General features: G+C 62.9%; 17 protein-coding genes. All 17 read left to right on the top strand.

All coding sequences use genetic code 11. The annotated features are described in order from the left end of the window. Positions 1-1166 (top strand): flagellar hook-length control protein FliK (locus GJ668_RS04370; protein ID WP_425482473.1); only part of this gene is annotated, 1166 nt, incomplete at its 5' end. Positions 1167-1360: 194 nt separating this feature from the next. Beyond that, entirely contained in the window at positions 1361-1924 is a 564-nt protein-coding gene (locus GJ668_RS04365) for a flagellar basal body-associated FliL family protein (protein ID WP_155448891.1), read from the top strand. A gap of 8 nt (positions 1925-1932) precedes the next feature. Next, positions 1933-2910, top strand: a complete 978-nt coding sequence (gene fliM, locus GJ668_RS04360; protein ID WP_155448890.1) for a flagellar motor switch protein FliM — start codon at positions 1933-1935, stop codon at positions 2908-2910. Between the two features lie 94 nt (positions 2911-3004). After that, positions 3005-3451 carry a flagellar motor switch protein FliN gene (fliN, locus tag GJ668_RS04355; RefSeq protein WP_155448889.1) on the top strand — a complete coding sequence of 149 codons (447 nt, stop codon included), beginning with the start codon at positions 3005-3007 and terminating at the stop codon, positions 3449-3451. A 2-nt stretch (positions 3452-3453) separates the two neighbouring features. Then, the gene (gene fliO / locus GJ668_RS04350) at positions 3454-3885 is read left to right on the top strand and encodes a flagellar biosynthetic protein FliO (RefSeq protein ID WP_155448888.1); all 432 of its coding nucleotides are present in this window, start codon (positions 3454-3456) and stop codon (positions 3883-3885) included. Continuing rightward, a complete protein-coding gene (fliP, locus tag GJ668_RS04345) occupies positions 3882-4631 on the top strand; it encodes a flagellar type III secretion system pore protein FliP (protein ID WP_155448887.1) in 750 nt (249 codons plus the stop codon). Before fliO ends, fliP begins: the two co-directional genes overlap by 4 nt. A 119-nt stretch (positions 4632-4750) precedes the next feature. After that, positions 4751-5020 (top strand): flagellar biosynthesis protein FliQ, encoded by a 270-nt coding sequence (gene fliQ / locus GJ668_RS04340; protein WP_155448886.1) that lies wholly within the window; start codon positions 4751-4753, stop codon positions 5018-5020. Between the two features lie 27 nt (positions 5021-5047). After that, positions 5048-5830, top strand: a complete 783-nt coding sequence (fliR, locus tag GJ668_RS04335) for a flagellar biosynthetic protein FliR (RefSeq protein WP_155448885.1) — start codon at positions 5048-5050, stop codon at positions 5828-5830. A gap of 3 nt (positions 5831-5833) precedes the next feature. Continuing rightward, positions 5834-6988 (top strand): flagellar biosynthesis protein FlhB, encoded by a 1155-nt coding sequence (gene flhB / locus GJ668_RS04330; RefSeq protein WP_155448884.1) that lies wholly within the window; start codon positions 5834-5836, stop codon positions 6986-6988. Then, positions 6985-9093: a flagellar biosynthesis protein FlhA gene (flhA, locus tag GJ668_RS04325; protein WP_155448883.1), complete on the top strand. Its 2109-nt coding sequence runs from the start codon at positions 6985-6987 to the stop codon at positions 9091-9093. Before flhB ends, flhA begins: the two co-directional genes overlap by 4 nt. A 22-nt stretch (positions 9094-9115) precedes the next feature. Then, positions 9116-10384: a flagellar biosynthesis GTPase FlhF gene (flhF, locus tag GJ668_RS04320; protein ID WP_155448882.1), complete on the top strand. Its 1269-nt coding sequence runs from the start codon at positions 9116-9118 to the stop codon at positions 10382-10384. Then, on the top strand, positions 10371-11201 hold the full coding sequence (locus GJ668_RS04315; RefSeq protein WP_155448881.1) for a MinD/ParA family protein: 831 nt from the start codon (positions 10371-10373) through the stop codon (positions 11199-11201). Before flhF ends, GJ668_RS04315 begins: the two co-directional genes overlap by 14 nt. After that, positions 11198-11944, top strand: a complete 747-nt coding sequence (locus tag GJ668_RS04310) for an RNA polymerase sigma factor FliA (RefSeq protein ID WP_155448880.1) — start codon at positions 11198-11200, stop codon at positions 11942-11944. The genes GJ668_RS04315 and GJ668_RS04310 overlap by 4 nt, the downstream gene beginning before the upstream one ends. A gap of 46 nt (positions 11945-11990) precedes the next feature. Continuing rightward, a complete protein-coding gene (cheY, locus tag GJ668_RS04305) occupies positions 11991-12371 on the top strand; it encodes a chemotaxis response regulator CheY (RefSeq protein ID WP_155448879.1) in 381 nt (126 codons plus the stop codon). A 3-nt stretch (positions 12372-12374) separates the two neighbouring features. Next, a complete protein-coding gene (locus GJ668_RS04300; RefSeq protein WP_155448878.1) occupies positions 12375-13139 on the top strand; it encodes a protein phosphatase CheZ in 765 nt (254 codons plus the stop codon). Positions 13140-13164: 25 nt separating this feature from the next. Then, positions 13165-15285: a chemotaxis protein CheA gene (locus tag GJ668_RS04295; protein ID WP_155448877.1), complete on the top strand. Its 2121-nt coding sequence runs from the start codon at positions 13165-13167 to the stop codon at positions 15283-15285. Next, positions 15282-16364 carry a protein-glutamate methylesterase/protein-glutamine glutaminase gene (locus GJ668_RS04290; RefSeq protein WP_155448876.1) on the top strand — a complete coding sequence of 361 codons (1083 nt, stop codon included), beginning with the start codon at positions 15282-15284 and terminating at the stop codon, positions 16362-16364. Before GJ668_RS04295 ends, GJ668_RS04290 begins: the two co-directional genes overlap by 4 nt. Position 16365 lies beyond the last annotated feature (1 nt).

The following is a 16365-nucleotide window of genomic DNA, read 5'->3' as shown; positions in this document are numbered from 1 at the left end:
CGCTGGAGTCGACACCTGTCGATCTGGAGACGCTGACGCGCGCGCTCTTGCGGCAGGCGAATCCACCTACTGTTCCGGATGGCGAGATGCCTGAGATCGCCAACCCGCTGGAGTCGACACCTGTCGATCTGGAGACGCTGACGCGCGCGCTCTTGCGGCAGGCGAATCCACCTACTGTTCCGGATGGCGAGATGCCTGAGATCGCCAACCCGCTGGAGTCGACACCTGTCGACCTGGAGACGCTGACGCGCGCGCTCTTGCGGCAGGCGAATCCATCCACTGTTCCGGATGGCGAGATGCCTGAGATCGCCAACCCGCTGGAGTCGACACCTGTCGACCTGGAGACGCTGACGCGCGCGCTCTTGCGGCAGGCGAATCCATCCACTATTCCGGATGGCGAGATGCCTGAGATGGCCGACGACCCGCAGGTCGGCGAATCGGCTTCCGGCCTGCCTTCTTGGCTGGCGCGTCAACTGAACAGTGATGGCTCTCAAACCTGGGTGAACACCGCGATTTTCGCGTCCACGGCCTCAGGCGTTCTAGTCGATCCGCTATCCGACTCCCTGCGCGAGGGACTGCTGGTCTCCTCGACGAGTGACGATCACCTGCTCGAATCCACGCTGGACCTGAAAACTACGCTGGAATTCGGTGAATCCGCCGAGGTGGCACCAACTGGCGCAGCGCGAACGCCGGGCACGACAACCGAGACGCCAACGCTCGGCACCCGTCTCCAGACCCTGGATCTGAACCGGTTGCTTCAGCCCGGTGGCGAGCAGCGCCTGGCCGAGCAAGTACGCTGGTCAGTCGACAATGGACTCGATACCGCCGAGATCAAGCTGCATCCGCCCAGTCTGGGCACTCTGGACGTGCGGCTCGTCCAGGAAGGCGACAAGACCCATGTGCAGTTCGTCTCCGCACATCCCGTCGCGCGAGAAGTGCTGGAAGCCGCCATGCCCAGGTTGCGTGAAGCACTCGCGCAGGACGGAGTCCTGCTGGGCAATGTCTCGGTCTCGGATCAGACACCCAAGAATGATCGCGGAGGCAGCGGACGTGAGCGCAGCGGGTCAGCCAAAACCTCAGAGTTCGAAAGCGAGGACGATGAAATGCACATCGAGACCCGTGGCACGATCTCCGTCCTGTCGCGCCGGCTCGACGTCTTCAGTTGATCCGGCCTGTCGAACCGATGAGTCATTGACGCTCTGCTCGCCTCCACGCGCACTAGCGTTCGTCACGGCACGGTTTACAATCGCGGCTTCATCATTCCAACCGGTCGTTCACCGCACTGGCGGTAGACGATCGGACTTTTGGGTTCCATCGCGCCTATCATGGAGCCTGGGACGCGATTCGAGAGGTCTGGAGCATGGCTGACAAGAAAAAAGCGGACAAGAAGGGGGCCGACAAGAGCGCGGAGAAGGCGCCAGGCGGTCGCATGAAACTGATCATCCTGATCGTGATCCTGCTGCTGCTACTCGCGGGCGGTGGCGGTGCGGCCTATTATTTTCTGTGGTATGGCAAATCCGCCGATGAATCCGGGGACGCCGTCGAGACCGAGACTGAGGCGACGTCCGAGGTTCAAGCTGAGGAGGGTGCGCCAGCCGCGCCGGTCTTCGGGCCGCTCACGTATCACGAACTCGAGTCTTTCACCGTCAATCTCTCGCCGGGCTCTGTCCGCTTCCTGCGCGCCAATATGACGATTGCCACGCCGAACCCCGAGGTGATTGCGGCTGTCGACAGACACATGCCCATGTTACGCAACGACATCCTGAGCGTGCTGGCCGCGCAGGAGTTCGCCACGCTCAACACCGCCGAGGGCAAGGATACGCTTCGTGAAGAATTGCGTCAGACCATGGTGCGCTTGCTGGCACGCTCCAGAGAGCCATCCGAGATCCATGATGTCCTGTTCAACGAACTCATCATGCAGTAGACCCTAAGATGGCGCAGCAATCCGACATCCTCAGCCAAGACGAGATCGACGCCCTCTTGCATGGCGTCGATAGCGGCGACGTCGATACCGACGCCAATCCCTTTCCCACGGACGGTCAGGCGCGCAACTACGACTTCGCGACTCAGGATCGCATTGTTCGCGGCCGAATGCCGACGCTCGACATGATCAACGAGCGTTTCGCGCGCTATCTGCGCATCCATCTGTTCAATCTGCTGCGCCGCTCGTCCGAAATTTCGGTCATCGGCGCGCGCGTGACCAAGTTCTCAGAATATCTGCACTCGCTCTATGTGCCGACCAGTCTGAATCTGGTGCGTGTCTATCCGCTGCACGGCACGGCGCTCTTCGTCTTCGATCCCAAGCTGGTTTTCGGGCTGGTCGACAACTTCTTCGGCGGCGATGGGCGCTATTATTCACGCATCGAGGGACGCGACTTCACGCCCATGGAGATGCGTGTCATCCGGAATCTGCTGGATGCCTCCTTCGCCGACATGGAGAAAGCCTGGGAACCGGTGATGGAGCTGAAGTTCGAGTTCATGAATGCCGAGGTTAACCCGCAGTTCGCCAACATCGTCAGCCCGACCGAGATCGTGGTCATCAACGACTTCCATATCGAACTGGAGGGCGGCGGCGGCAACATGCACGTCACCTTCCCCTATTCGATGATCGAGCCGATTCGCGAGGTGTTGGACACGGGTCTGCAATCCGACCGCAGCGGGGTCGATCAGCGCTGGCAGCGTGCGCTTGAGGAGGAGGTGCCACTCGCCAAGGTCGAGATCAGTTCGGTCCTGACTGAGGCCACACTGACGGTCGAGCAGCTACTCGAAATCAAACCCGGCGACATCATTCCGGTCGATCTGCCCGAGACCGTCATCCTCAATGTCGAGGACATCCCGCTCTTCCGCGGTCAGTTTGGGGTCTCCAATGGGATCAATGCCCTCAAGATCGTCGAGCACATCAAGCATTGAGCCGTGTTCCCCGGCAGGCGCTGGGTCTGTAATCGCCAGCATCCGTGTCGAGCACTGTCGCCGGCGTCTCGATCAATGGAGGTATTGAAACCCGATGAGTAACGACAACGACACGAATTCAGCCGAGATCGACCCGGACGAGGCCATTGCCGACGCCTGGGCCGCTGCGCTCGAGGAGCAGAAAGAAACCGAACAGACGGGGGAGGCGCACTCTGGTATGGAGGGCGTCCGCCGTATGGATCCGGAGGATTTCAGCAGTGCCAAGACGGCACCGGCCACCGATGTCAATCTCAACATGGTGTTGGACGTCCCTGTGACCATTGCCATGGAGATCGGCCGTACTCGCATTCCGATCCGCAATCTGCTGCAACTCAACCAGGGTTCGGTGGTCGAACTCGACCGCCTGGCCGGCGAGCCGCTCGATGTGCTGGTCAATGGCACCCTGATCGCGCATGGCGAGGTGGTGGTGGTCAATGAAAAGTTCGGCATTCGTCTGACTGATGTCATCAGTCCGAGCGAGCGCGTGCGCAAGCTGAGGTGAGAATGCATCCGCGCTCGCTACCGAGATCGCTGATCGCCTGGGGCGCCTGGCTCGCGCCAGGTCTCGTCTGGGCTGCTGAGTCCCAGACATCGCTTGATCCGACAGCAGCGGGTTATCTGGGGCAACTGGTGGGTGGCTTGGTGCTGGTGGTTTTGGCCATCGTCGTGCTGGCCTGGTTCATGCGCCGTGTTCCAGGCTTGGCCTCGCCGGGTTTGGGCGCTATCCAGATCCTGGCCGTGCGCTCGATCGGCGCGCGTGAGCGTCTGATGCTGGTTCAGGTCGGTCATGAACAGATTCTGATTGGCGTGACGGCGGCGGGCGTGCGCCATTTGCATACACTCGCTCAGCCCATCGAGCCAACCGCCGACGAGCCATGGACCGGGGATTTTGCTAGTCTGCTCGAACGCTTCAAGCGCGGTGGACAGCCAGGATGAAACAGCTCGCGCGCTTGGGGCTGGGACTGACCGGACTGCTTATGCCGGGCCTCGCCCTGGCCCAGATCGGCGGATTGAACGCGGTGACCGTCACGACCGCGCCGGATGGCGGTCAGATCTACTCGGTCACACTCCAGATTCTCATCATCATGACACTGCTGACGCTTCTGCCGTCGGCGCTCATCATGATGACCTCGTTCACGCGCATCATCATCGTCCTGGGCATCCTGCGTCAGGGGCTGGGCACGACCCAGACGCCCTCCAACCAGATCCTGCTCGGCCTGGCGTTATTTCTGACGCTGTTCGTGATGTCACCGATCTTTCAGGAGATCCACGACACCGCCATCAAGCCCTATATGGAGGAACAGCTCGGCACTGAGGAAGCACTCGTCAAGGCGGTCAAGCCGTTGCGCACCTTCATGCTGGCCCAGACGCGCGAATCGGATCTGGCGCTCTTCGCCAACATCCGCGGCATCGATGGTTTCGAGTCGCCCGATGATATTCCGCTGACGCTGCTGGTTCCGTCCTTTGTCATCAGCGAGCTGAAAACAGCCTTTCAGATCGGCTTCCTGATCCTGATCCCCTTTCTCATCATCGATCTGGTGGTGGCCAGCGTGCTGATGTCCATGGGTATGATGATGCTCTCGCCTCTGATCATCTCGCTGCCCTTCAAGCTGATGCTGTTCGTGCTGGTCGATGGCTGGTCGCTGATGCTGGGTACCCTGGCGCGCAGTTTCTACACTTGACAGCCGCCGCCCACTGGGCTATTCGGCCCCGATTCTGCATAGCATGTCACGAACGCCCTGAATTTTCAGGCCGCGCCTGATGGCGGACGGCCGCAAACCGAACATGAGGAATCGCGACGATGACACCTGAAATGGTCCTGGATGTCGGTAAGGAGGCGGGCGAAATCATCATTTTGATGTCCGCACCACCCTTGTTGACCGGTTTGATTATTGGTCTGATCATCAGTCTGTTTCAGGCCGCCACCCAGATCCAGGAGATGACGCTGACCTTTATCCCCAAGCTGGTGGGAGTCGGGGCGGCGCTGATCATTGCCGGACCCTGGATGCTCACGCTCGTCACCGACTATGTCACCCGACTCTACGAGAGCATCCCTGGGATGATCGGCTAGTCAGGCGGCGTCGCATCCCATCGCCCTATGTCCACCCTCACGTTCGAGGCCAACGATATCCTGCGTTGGGCGGTCTCGCTGGCCTGGCCCTTCGTGCGTATCAGCGCCATGCTGCTGGTGGTGCCGGTGTTTGGCGCGCGCCAGATCAACACACGCGTGCGTCTGGGGCTGGCGCTGCTGCTGGCGTTCCTGATCATGCCTCAGTTGCCCGAGGTGCCGGCGATCGATCCGCTCAGCGTCGGCGGAGTAGTCGTGGCCATCCAGCAGGCCCTGATCGGCATCGGCATGGGTTTCATCCTCACCCTGGTCTTCTCGGCCATCAATCAGGCCGGTGAGGCCATCGCGCTGTCGATGGGGCTGGGGTTCGCCTCAGCGGTCGATCCGATCGGCGGTGTGCAGGTGCCGATGATCTCGCAGTACCTCTCGATCCTGGCGACCCTGATCTTTCTGGCCATGAACGGGCATCTGGTGCTCTTTGATCTGCTGCTGCGCAGTTTCGAGACCTTTCCGATCGGTTCCGGTGGACCGGAGAGTGATGACTTCTGGCATATCGCCAGCTTCGGCTCGCGGATGTTCGCCGGCGCCATGCTCATCGCGCTGCCGGCGGTCGCCTCGTTGCTGTTGGTCAATCTGGCCATGGGCGTGGTCACGCGCGCCGCGCCCCAGCTCAATATCTTCGCGATCGGCTTCCCGATCACCATTCTCGCCGGCTTTCTGATCGTCCTGCTGACGCTGCCGAGTCTGACGGCGCGTATCGGTGAATTCGTACTCTCGGCCCTGCCGCTCATCGAGCGGATCGCGAGGATCTGAGCCATGGCCGAGAATGAAAATGGCCAGGAACGCTCAGAGGCCCCGACCTCCAAACGTCTGCGCGAGGCACGCGAGAAGGGGCAGGTCGCGCGCTCGCGCGAACTCAACACCTTCGTCATCCTGGTCGTGGGCGGATCTTTTCTGCTTTTCCTCGGCGGTGGCCTGGCCAGGCGGATCAGTCAACTGATGATCGAAGGCTGGACGCTGGAGCGCGGACTCATCTTCGATGAAGCCTTGCTGGTGCCTCATCTCCAGGATCTGCTCGGACGCGCGCTCCTGATCCTCGCCCCACTGTTTGGCCTGCTCATGGTGATCGCACTGCTGGGACCGATCCTGGTCGGCGGCATGAATTTTTCCACCCAGGCGCTCGCACCCAAGTTCTCCAAGCTCAATCCGATCACGGGCATCAAGCGGGTGTTTTCAGTGCAGGGTCTGATGGAGCTGGTCAAGGGATTGGGCAAGTTCGGTCTGGTCGGATTCGTGGCGACCCTGGCCATCATGAGTGTTTGGGATAATCTGCTGACGCTTGGCGAGTTGCCGGTGGAGCAGGCGATCGTCCAGACCGTCCGCATGGCCGCCTGGCTCTTTCTCATTGCCTCGACCGCACTCATCGTCGTGGCGGCCATCGATGCGCCCTTTCAGATGTGGAACCATCAGAAACAACTGCGCATGACACTCCAGGAGATCAAGGACGAGTTCAAGGAGACCGAGGGCAAGCCCGAGGTCAAGGGCCGCATCCGCCAGTTGCAGCATGAGATGTCGCAGCGGCGCATGATGTCCGAAGTGCCCAAGGCCGACGTGGTCATCACCAACCCGACCCATTACGCCGTGGCCATTTCCTATGTGCCGGCGACCATGCCCGCGCCGCGCTTGCTGGCCAAGGGCACGGATGCCGTGGCCATGGCCATCCGCGAGCTGGCCGAGGAGCATGGCATCGTGCGTGTCGAGGCCCCGCGCGTGGCGCGTGCCATCTATTTCACCACGGATCTCGATCAGGAGATCCCGAACGGGCTGTTCATCGCCGTGGCGCGCATCCTGGCCTATGTCTATCAGATCCGGCGCGAGGATCCGGACGTCGAGCTGGCCGATGAGCTGCCGGTGCCCGAGGAGTATCTCGATCCGAAAAACACACCGCGCCGCCGGAGACGGCGTCGATGATGACTCTTGTCGAACGCTTGACCGCCGTCGGGCGCATGGGGCTGGTCACGCCCGTGCTGCTGATCGCGCTGCTCGGCATGCTGGTGCTGCCGCTGCCGCCCTTTCTGCTCGATCTGCTGTTCACCTTCAACATCGCGCTGTCGCTGATCGTGGTCATGGTCGCGGTCTATACGCCGCGTCCGGTCGATTTTGCGTCCTTTCCAACTGTGATCCTGGTGGCGACCCTGCTGCGTCTGGCGCTCAATGTCGCCTCGACGCGCGTGATTCTGCTCAATGGCGGCGAGGGCACCGGCGCGGCGGGCAAGGTGATCGAAGCCTTCGGCCAGTTCGTGCTCGGCGGCAACTTCGCCATCGGCGTCGTGGTCTTCACCATCCTGGTCATCATCAACTTCGTGGTCGTGACCAAGGGTGCGGGGCGCGTCTCTGAGGTCAGCGCCCGTTTCACCCTGGATGCCATGCCCGGCAAGCAGATGGCGATCGACGCGGATCTGAATGCCGGGCTGATCTCGCAGGAGGACGCACGCAAGCGCCGCGAGGACGTGGCCCAGGAGGCCGATTTCTATGGCTCCATGGATGGTGCAAGCAAATTCGTGCGCGGGGATGCCATCGCCGGCATCCTGATTCTCTTCATCAACATCATCGGCGGCATCGTCATCGGCGTCACCCAGGCCGGGATGACCTTCGCCGACGCGACCAACACCTTTATCCTGCTGAGCATCGGCGACGGTTTGGTCGCTCAGATTCCCTCGCTGCTGCTGTCCTCGGCCACGGCCATCATCGTTACCCGCACCTCAAGCTCGCAGGACATGGGCCAGCAGGTATTCGGGCAGATGTTCGCCAACCCGCGCGTGCTCTATATCTCGGGCGGGGTCATCGGGATTCTGGGACTTATTCCGGGGATGCCCAATCTGGTCTTTCTCGGGCTGTCCTCCAGCCTGATCGGGGTCGGTTATCTGATCGCCGCTAAGCCTGTGGCGCCGCCCCCCGAGCTCGTCGAGCGTTTGCCGGATGGTCTGGAACTGCCCGCGCCCGAGGATCGCGATCTGTCCTGGGACGACGTGCCGCCGGTCGATCTGGTGTCGCTGGAAGTGGGCTACCGGCTCATCCCCCTGGTCGACCGCACCCAGGACGGCCAGCTCATGGCTCGTATCAAGGGCATCCGGCGCAAGCTCTCGCAGGAGTTCGGCTTTCTCATCCAGCCGGTGCACATCCGCGACAACCTGGAGCTGGGGCCGAACCAGTACCGGATCTCGCTGCTGGGCGTGACGGCCGCCGAAGCCGAGGTCTTTCCCGACCGCGATCTGGCGATCAATCCGGGGCAGGTGTTCGGTACGGTCGAGGGCACGCCGACCAAGGATCCGACCTTCAATCTGGACGCGCTCTGGATCGATCCGGGCAATCGCGACACCGCCCAGGCCGCCGGCTATACGGTGGTCGACTCGGCCACGGTCATCGCCACCCATCTGTCACAGATCTTCCGTGAAAACGCCCATCGGCTCATCGGGCACGAGGAGGTGCAGCATCTGCTCGATCAGCTCTCGCGGCGCTCGCCCAAGTTGGTCGAAAACCTGCTATCGTCCAAGTCGATTTCGCTCGGGGTGGTGCTCAAGGTGCTGCAGAACCTGCTGGCCGAGCAGGTCGCCATCCGCGATCTGCGCACGATCGCCGAAATCTTGGCGGAACGCTCGGCCAAGAGTCAAGATCCTGCCACTTTGACGGCAGCCGTGCGGGTGGCGCTCGCCCGCTCGATCGTGCAGGATCTGATCGGACCCGATGATGAGCTACCCTTGATCGCACTCGATCCATCGCTGGAACAACTGTTGCATAAATCGCTGCAAGGCAGTCAGGGCGAAACCATCGGTATCGAGCCCGGTCTGGCCGAGCGGCTCCAACGCTCGGTGATCGAGGCGGCACGCAAGCAGGAAGCCGAGGGTGCGCCCGCTGTCTTGGTGGTGGCTCCGGAGATCCGGTCCTGGATCGCGGGTTGGCTGAAAGGTGCGGTGCGCAATCTGACCGTCCTCGCCTTCACCGAGATCCCCGACAATCGGCGCATCCGGGTCGTGGCCACTGTGGGCAAGAGCGACAATGCTCAGGCGCGGGCCTGATCGAGTAACGGGAGTTTGAGCGATGAATGTACGGCGCTATCAGGCGAGGAGCATGCAGGACGCTATGCGCCAGGTGCGCGAACAGCAGGGACCGGACGCGGTGATCCTCTCAAGTCGTCGCGTTGACGGGATGCTGGAGGTCGTAGCCGCGACCGAGGCCCCGACCGAATCGACGCCGCCCGCGCGTCCCAGTTCGGTGCGTTCGGCGCGTCCGGTTGCCGCCGATCCTGACCTGGCCGCGATGCGCCGTGAACTGCGCGATCTGCGCTCGATGCTGGCGCAGCAGCAGGCCCTGAGCGAGCGTGATCAATGGGCGGTGCGCCATCCCCTGGCCGCCGAGATCAGCGAGCGGCTCGTCGAGTGTGGATTCGAGGATACGCTTGCGCGCTCGCTCATCGGCGCCATCCAGGAAGACATGGCCTCTGATGACGCCTGGAATCGTCTGCGCGCGCGCCTCTCAGCTTCGATCGCCACCGTACAGCCCGGCGTGCTGGAGCGCGGTGGCGTCCTGGCGCTCGTCGGCCCCACAGGCGCGGGCAAGACCACCACGCTGAGCCGGCTGGCCCTGCATCGCATCCGGCGCCTGGGGCCGGACTCGGTGACTCTGGTCACGCTCGACCGCCAGCGCATCGGCGCCTACAAACAACTCCAGGCCTTCGGTCAGATGGCCGGTGTGCCGGTCATGTTGCTCGAAAACGAACGCGATCTCGTCAGTCTGGCCAAACGCGCCGCCAGTGGTCATCTCATTCTCGTCGATACCGAGGGCCGGGCGGCGCGCGATGCAGCCGAACATCCGCTCTTTGCGCAGGTGCGCCATTTAATCGACCTCGAAACCTGGCTGGTGATCCCGGCGACCCATCAGGCCGGCGTGCTGCGTCAGGTGCTGCAAGCCTTTCAGCGCTGCGAGCCATCGGCGCTGGTGCTGACCAAGATCGACGAGTCCGAGCGGCTTGGCGAGATCCTCTCGGTCTTGCTGGAGCAGCATCTGGGGCTGGTCTTCCAGAGCGACGGACAGCGCATCGAGGAAGACTTCCACAAAGCCGACACGGCCCATCTGACAGGTTTGGCGCTGGGCGAGTCGAGCGTTCGCCTTCAGCCGCGCGTGGAGGTCGAGAACAGCTGGTTCGCCTCCCGCGAACAAGCCCCGCTGGTCCGGCCCGAGCCATCGCCACGCACAGCCACACCGACCCCGACCCCGCGCATGGCGCCGGCGCCCAGCGTCATGACGCGCGACAGCCTGGTACTGGAGTCCGTGATCCCCTTCAGGAAATCCGCGCATGCAGCCTACTAGGAACCGGCCCTTTCAGAGCATCGCCATCGCCAGCGGCAAGGGTGGCGTCGGCAAGACCAATGTCGCGGTCAATCTGTCCGTGGCCCTGGCCCGGCTGGGACGCAATGTGATGCTGTTCGATGCCGATCTGGGGTTGGCCAACGCCGACCTGATGTTAGGATTACGTCCGACCAAGACCCTGCACGATCTGGTAGCCGGGCGTGTCGAACATCTGGAAGACGTCCTGCTGCCCGGTCCGGACGGGTTGCTGCTGGTGCCCTCGGCTTCGGGAATCGGCTCTATGGCCAATCTGACGCCAGCGGAACATCTGGGCCTGATCCGCGCGTTCAGCAGCTATGACAAGCCGCTCGACATCCTGGTGGTGGACACGGCCGCCGGTGTCCATGACTCGGTCACGAGCTTCTGCAAGGCCGTCCAGCAGGTATTCGTGGTGGTCTGCGACGAACCGGCGTCCTTGACAGATGCCTACGCACTGATCAAGGTTCTACACCAGGAGCACGGGGTGCGTCGTTTTCGGATAATCTGCAACATGCTACGCGACATCGAATCTGGCCAGCGTCTGATGCGCAAACTCTCGGCTGTGTGTGCCAGCTATCTGCCGGACGTGGTGCTGGAAACGGCCGCGATGATTCCGATGGATGAGAAGCTGCGTCTGGCGGTCCAGAAACGCCAGCCGGTGGTCAGCCTCTATCCGGGCAGTCCCGCCGGGCGCGTGTTCAACGACCTGGCACGCCGGGTCGATGCCGCGCGTGGTGGGAGTGCCGATGTCGGCGGTATCGGCTTTTTCGTCGAGCGTCTGCTGCAAGGCGCCGGATGACCCGCGGCCGCGCTCGGATGGGCTATGCCAGCGCCAACGACGAGGCGGCGCGGTTGGTGGCCGATCATGTCGACCTGGTGCGGCGTATCGCGCATCATCTGGTGGCGCGACTGCCGGCCTCGGTGCAGGTCGAGGATCTGATACAGTCCGGAATGGTCGGCTTGATCGAGGCGGCGCGCCAGTTTCAGCCGGGGCAGGGCGCGACCTTCGCCACCTATGCCGGTATCCGTGTGCGCGGTGCCATGATCGACGAGCTGCGCCGCGCTGACTGGACGCCGCGCTCGGTGCATCGCAACAGCCGGCGCATCGCCGAGGCGATCCATCAGGTCGAGGCGCGCGAGGGGCGTGCGGCCAGCGATCGCGAGATTGCCGAGACACTCGACATCACACTCGACGAATATCATGGCATGTTGCAGGATACGGCCAGTTCTCAGATTTTGGGGTTGGCGGACTTATTCGGCGAGGACGCCGACAGCGACCGGCTTCTGCCGGGTACGAGTGCGGCGCCGAGCGAACAACTCGAACGCGAACAGTTCGGCTCAGCGCTGGCCGAGGCGCTGGCCGGTCTGCCGGAACGCGAGCGTCTGGTGCTCGCGCTCTATTATGATGAAGAACTCAATCTGCGCGAGATCGGGGCCGTCCTCGAGGTCACCGAGTCGCGAGTGAGCCAGATTCGTAGTCAGGCCCTGCACCGTTTGCGGGGCCGTTTGAGTGAGTGGACCCGGACCGGGTCTGACTCGTAATTTTCAAACTGACAGATTCCATGTGGAGCATTGCGTGGACAAAGGCATGAAAATTCTCATCGTGGACGATTTCTCCACCATGAGACGCATCATCAAGAACCTGCTCCGTGAGCTGGGATTCAACAACACCTCCGAAGCCGACGATGGCAGCACGGCGCTGCCGATACTCAAGGGCGGCGGATTCGATTTTCTGATCACCGACTGGAACATGCCCAACATGGAGGGCATCGCACTGCTCAAGGCCGTGCGCGCCGATCCAGCGCTCAAGTCGCTGCCGGTGCTCATGGTCACGGCTGAAGCCAAGCGCGACCAGATCGTCGAGGCCGCTCAGGCCGGGGTCAATGGTTATATCGTCAAACCCTTCACCGCCGAGACCCTGAAGGAAAAGATCGACAAGATCTTCGAGCGCCTTGATGCGCAGGGATAAGCGATGGACAACGATGAAGAACGCCTGAGTCTCCAGTTAGATCTGGCGCGGCGGTTGGTCGAGCGACTGGAAGCCGAGGACCGGGACGGCGCCGACGAGATCATTCGTCAGCTGCGCCTGCCTTACGAGCGCGAACTCTTCGAGGAACTCGGCAAGCTCACGCGCGACCTGCACGAGGCGCTCAATAGCTTCCGGGGCGATTCGCGTTTGCTCGAACTGACCCGCGACGAAATTCCGGACGCCAAGGAGCGTCTGAATTACGTCGTGTCCATGACTGAACAGGCGACTCATCGCACGCTCAACGCGCTCGACGAATCCATGCCCATTGCCGAGTCGCTCCATGAGCGATCGGCGAGTCTGCGCGAGCAATGGGGACGTTTTCGCAATCGCGAGCTGTCGATCGACGAGTTCCGCGAACTGGCGCGCGAACTCGACGAATTCCTGACCCTGAGCGGACAGGAGACCGATCGGCTCAAGTCGCTGATGTCGGAGATCCTGATGGCTCAGGATTATCAGGATTTGACCGGGCAGATCATTCGCCGCGTCATTCGTCTGGTGCAGGAAGTCGAGGAGAATCTGGTTGGACTCATTCGCCTGTCGAGTGCCCGCATGGAGCTGCCCAAGCCGGACAAGCCGATCGCGGACGAATCCGAGCCGCCCGACACTCAGGGCCATGGCCCGATCGTGCCCAACACACAGGACGCGGTCGCCGATGTCGTCAGCAGTCAGGACGACGTGGATGCGTTGCTCTCCAGCCTGGGCTTCTAGCCCACCGACCCCAGGGTGATCATGCATGGCAATCGATCCGAATGACGAGATCCTCCAGGACTTTCTGGTCGAAGCCGGTGAACTGTTGGAGGCACTCAACGAGCAGCTGATCGATCTGGAACAGAATCCGGATGATCGCAATCTGCTCAATGCGGTTTTTCGCAGTTTCCACACCATCAAAGGCGGCGCGGGATTCCTCAATCTCAATGCCCTGGTCGTGGTCTGTCATCATGCCGAGGACGTCTTCAATCTGTTGCGCAATGGCCAGCGCCGCATCGATTCGGTCCTCATGGATGTGGTGCTGCGCGTGCTCGACGTGCTCAACGTCATGTTCGGCGATCTCAAATCAGGACGCGAACCCGAGCCGGCGCCGCCCGCACTGATCATCGATCTGGCGGCACTGGCGGTTCCGGATTCAGCCGCCGCCGAGCCGGCATCCCCGGCGCCGGTCGTTGAACCGGAGCCAGCGCCAATTCCTGAACCCGAACCTGAGCCGGTTCCGGTGGTCGAGACGTCCGTTGCAGCCAAACCGGCCGCAGGCGAGGCCGGCGAGATCAGCGAGGACGAGTTCGAGGCGTTGCTCGATGCGCTCTCGGGCCAGTCCGCCGCGCCGCCGGCCGATCCTCCCAAGGTTGAGCCTCAGCCGTCGCCGTCTGTATCCGAGTCGCCCACAGCCACTGAGTCTGAACCTGTTAGTTCCGGCGATCTGATCACGGACGACGAATTCGATTCGTTGCTCGATCAGTTGCATGGCTCAGGAGCCGCCAAAGCCGCTGAGCCTGCTGAACACGTCGAAGCCGCCAAGCCAAGTCCGCCGCCGGCTCCGAGCACGCCGACTGCGGCGCCAGCGCCCAATCCGCCGGCGCCGGCCGCCGATCAAACCGATCCGGCCAAGGCCCAGCGTGCCGCCGCCGCTCCTGCGGCCGAGACCTCGGTGCGCGTCGATACGCAGCGCCTCGACGAGATCATGAATCTGGTCGGCGAACTGGTGCTGGTGCGCAATCGGTTGAGCATGCTGCGCGTGCGTACCGGCGACGAGGAAATCGGCAAGGCCATCGCCTCGCTGGCGCTCGTGACCTCAGATTTGCAGACAGCGGTCATGAAGACCCGCATGCAGCCGGTCAAAAAGGTCTTCAGCCGTTTCCCGCGTGTGGTGCGCGATCTGGCGCGCAATCTCGGCAAGGAGATCGAGCTGGAGACCTTCGGTGAGGAGACCGATCTCGACAAGAATCTGGTCGAGGCGCTGGCTGATCCGCTGGTGCATCTGATCCGCAATGCCGTCGATCACGGCATCGAGATGCCCGATGTGCGCGAGGCCGCTGGCAAGCCGCGCCGGGGCACCGTGGTGCTGGGGGCCGCTCAGGAGGGCGATCATATCTCGCTGCTGATCCAGGACGACGGACGCGGCATGGACCCCGAGAAGCTGCGGGCCAAGGCGATCGAAAAGGGTCTGCTCGATTCCACCCAGGCCGAGCGGCTCTCGACGCGCGAGTGCTTCGATCTGATCTTCATGGCCGGTTTTTCGACCAAGGAAGAGATCTCGGACGTCTCCGGACGCGGGGTCGGCATGGATGTGGTCAAGACCCGCATCGCTCAGCTCAACGGCACGGTCGAGATCGATTCCACGCTCGGCCTGGGCACCAAGCTCAACGTCAAGCTACCCCTGACGCTGGCCATTCTGCCGGCGCTCATGGTTATTCTCGATGGGCGACGCTTCGCCATTCCGCTGGCCTCAGTTTCGGAGATCCTGGATCTGGATCTCACGCGCACCCATTTTGTCGATGATCAGGAGGCCATCATGGTGCGTAACCATGCCCTGCCGCTCTATTACGCCTCGCGCTGGCTGCATCCGTATCGCCTGACCGAGCCCAAGTCCGACGCCCATGTGGTCGTCGTCCATGTCGCCCAGCGCAAAGTCGGTCTGGTCGTCGACGATCTGGTCGGTCAGGAGGAGGTCGTCATCAAGCCGCTCGGCAAGGGACTCCATGGCGTACCTGGACTGGCCGGCGCGACCATTACCGGTGATGGCGGGATCGCACTCATCATCGACATCCCGGCCCTGCTGCGGCTCATGAGCCAGACGGGATTCGGCGGGCGGGCCTCGCGCGCGCAACCGCAACCGGCTGAGACGGGGATGCTGGCATGAGTCTACGTGTTGTCGTCGTCGACGATTCCGGCTTTTTCCGCCGGCGCATCGTCGAGATCCTCAATGCTGACGTCGGTATCGAGGTCGTTGGAACCGCGGCCAACGGTCAGGAGGCCATCGAGGTCGTCAGACGCCTGAATCCGGACGTGGTCACCATGGACATCGAGATGCCGGTAATGGACGGCATCACGGCGGTGCGGCGCATCATGGCCGAGTCGCCGCGTCCGATCCTCATGTTCTCGACCCTGACCACCGAGGGCGCCAAGGCCACTCTGGATGCGCTCGACGCCGGAGCCATGGATTTTCTGCCCAAGCGCTTCAGCGAGATGGCCAAGGACGAGGATGCGGCCAAGATCCTGCTGCGCCGGCGCGTGCGCGCACTCGGTCGCACCCGACTCCAGCGTCCGGCCGCCCCGGCGCCACTCGATCGCGCGGCACCGACCGGGGCACTGGCACCTGCACCGCGTCCGACGGCGGCCCCGCGCCTTGCGCCGAGTTCGACGTCCCTGCGCAATCTGCGCGCGGTGCTGATCGGCACCTCCACTGGCGGTCCAGTCGCGTTGCAGGAGGTGCTCAAGGGACTGCCGAAGAGCTTTCCGCTACCGATCATCCTGGTTCAGCACATGCCGGCGAGCTTTACGCCCGCCTTCGCCGAGCGTCTGAACAATCTCTGTCAGATCGATATCAAGGAAGCGGCCTCGGGCGACATCCTCAAGCCGGGTAGCGCGCTGCTGGCGCCCGGCGGCGTGCAGCTCATCCTGGAGGGCGGCTCCCAGGCTCGGGTACGCATCGATGAGAGTCCGCCCGGCACCATCTATAAACCGAGCGTCGATATCACCTTCAAGTCCGCCGTCTCGGCGCTACGCTCACAGGTGCTGGCCGTGGTGCTGACCGGCATGGGGGCTGACGGACGCGAGGGTGCGCGCGAACTCAAGGCCAATGGCGCGCATGTCTGGGCGCAGGACGCGGCCAGTTGCGTGGTGTTCGGCATGCCGGCCGCCGTGATCGATGCCGGTCTCGCTGACCAGATCCTACCACTCAAGGAGGTCGGGCCGGCGTTGGTCAAGGGTTTCTGTTGAG

It is taken from the genome of Allochromatium palmeri (assembly GCF_009720725.1).
GTDB classification, from domain to species: Bacteria; Pseudomonadota; Gammaproteobacteria; order Chromatiales; family Chromatiaceae; genus Thermochromatium; species Thermochromatium palmeri.
The sequence above is the reverse complement of the archived record's forward strand: the minus strand, read 5'-3'. Positions and strand labels throughout refer to the sequence as shown.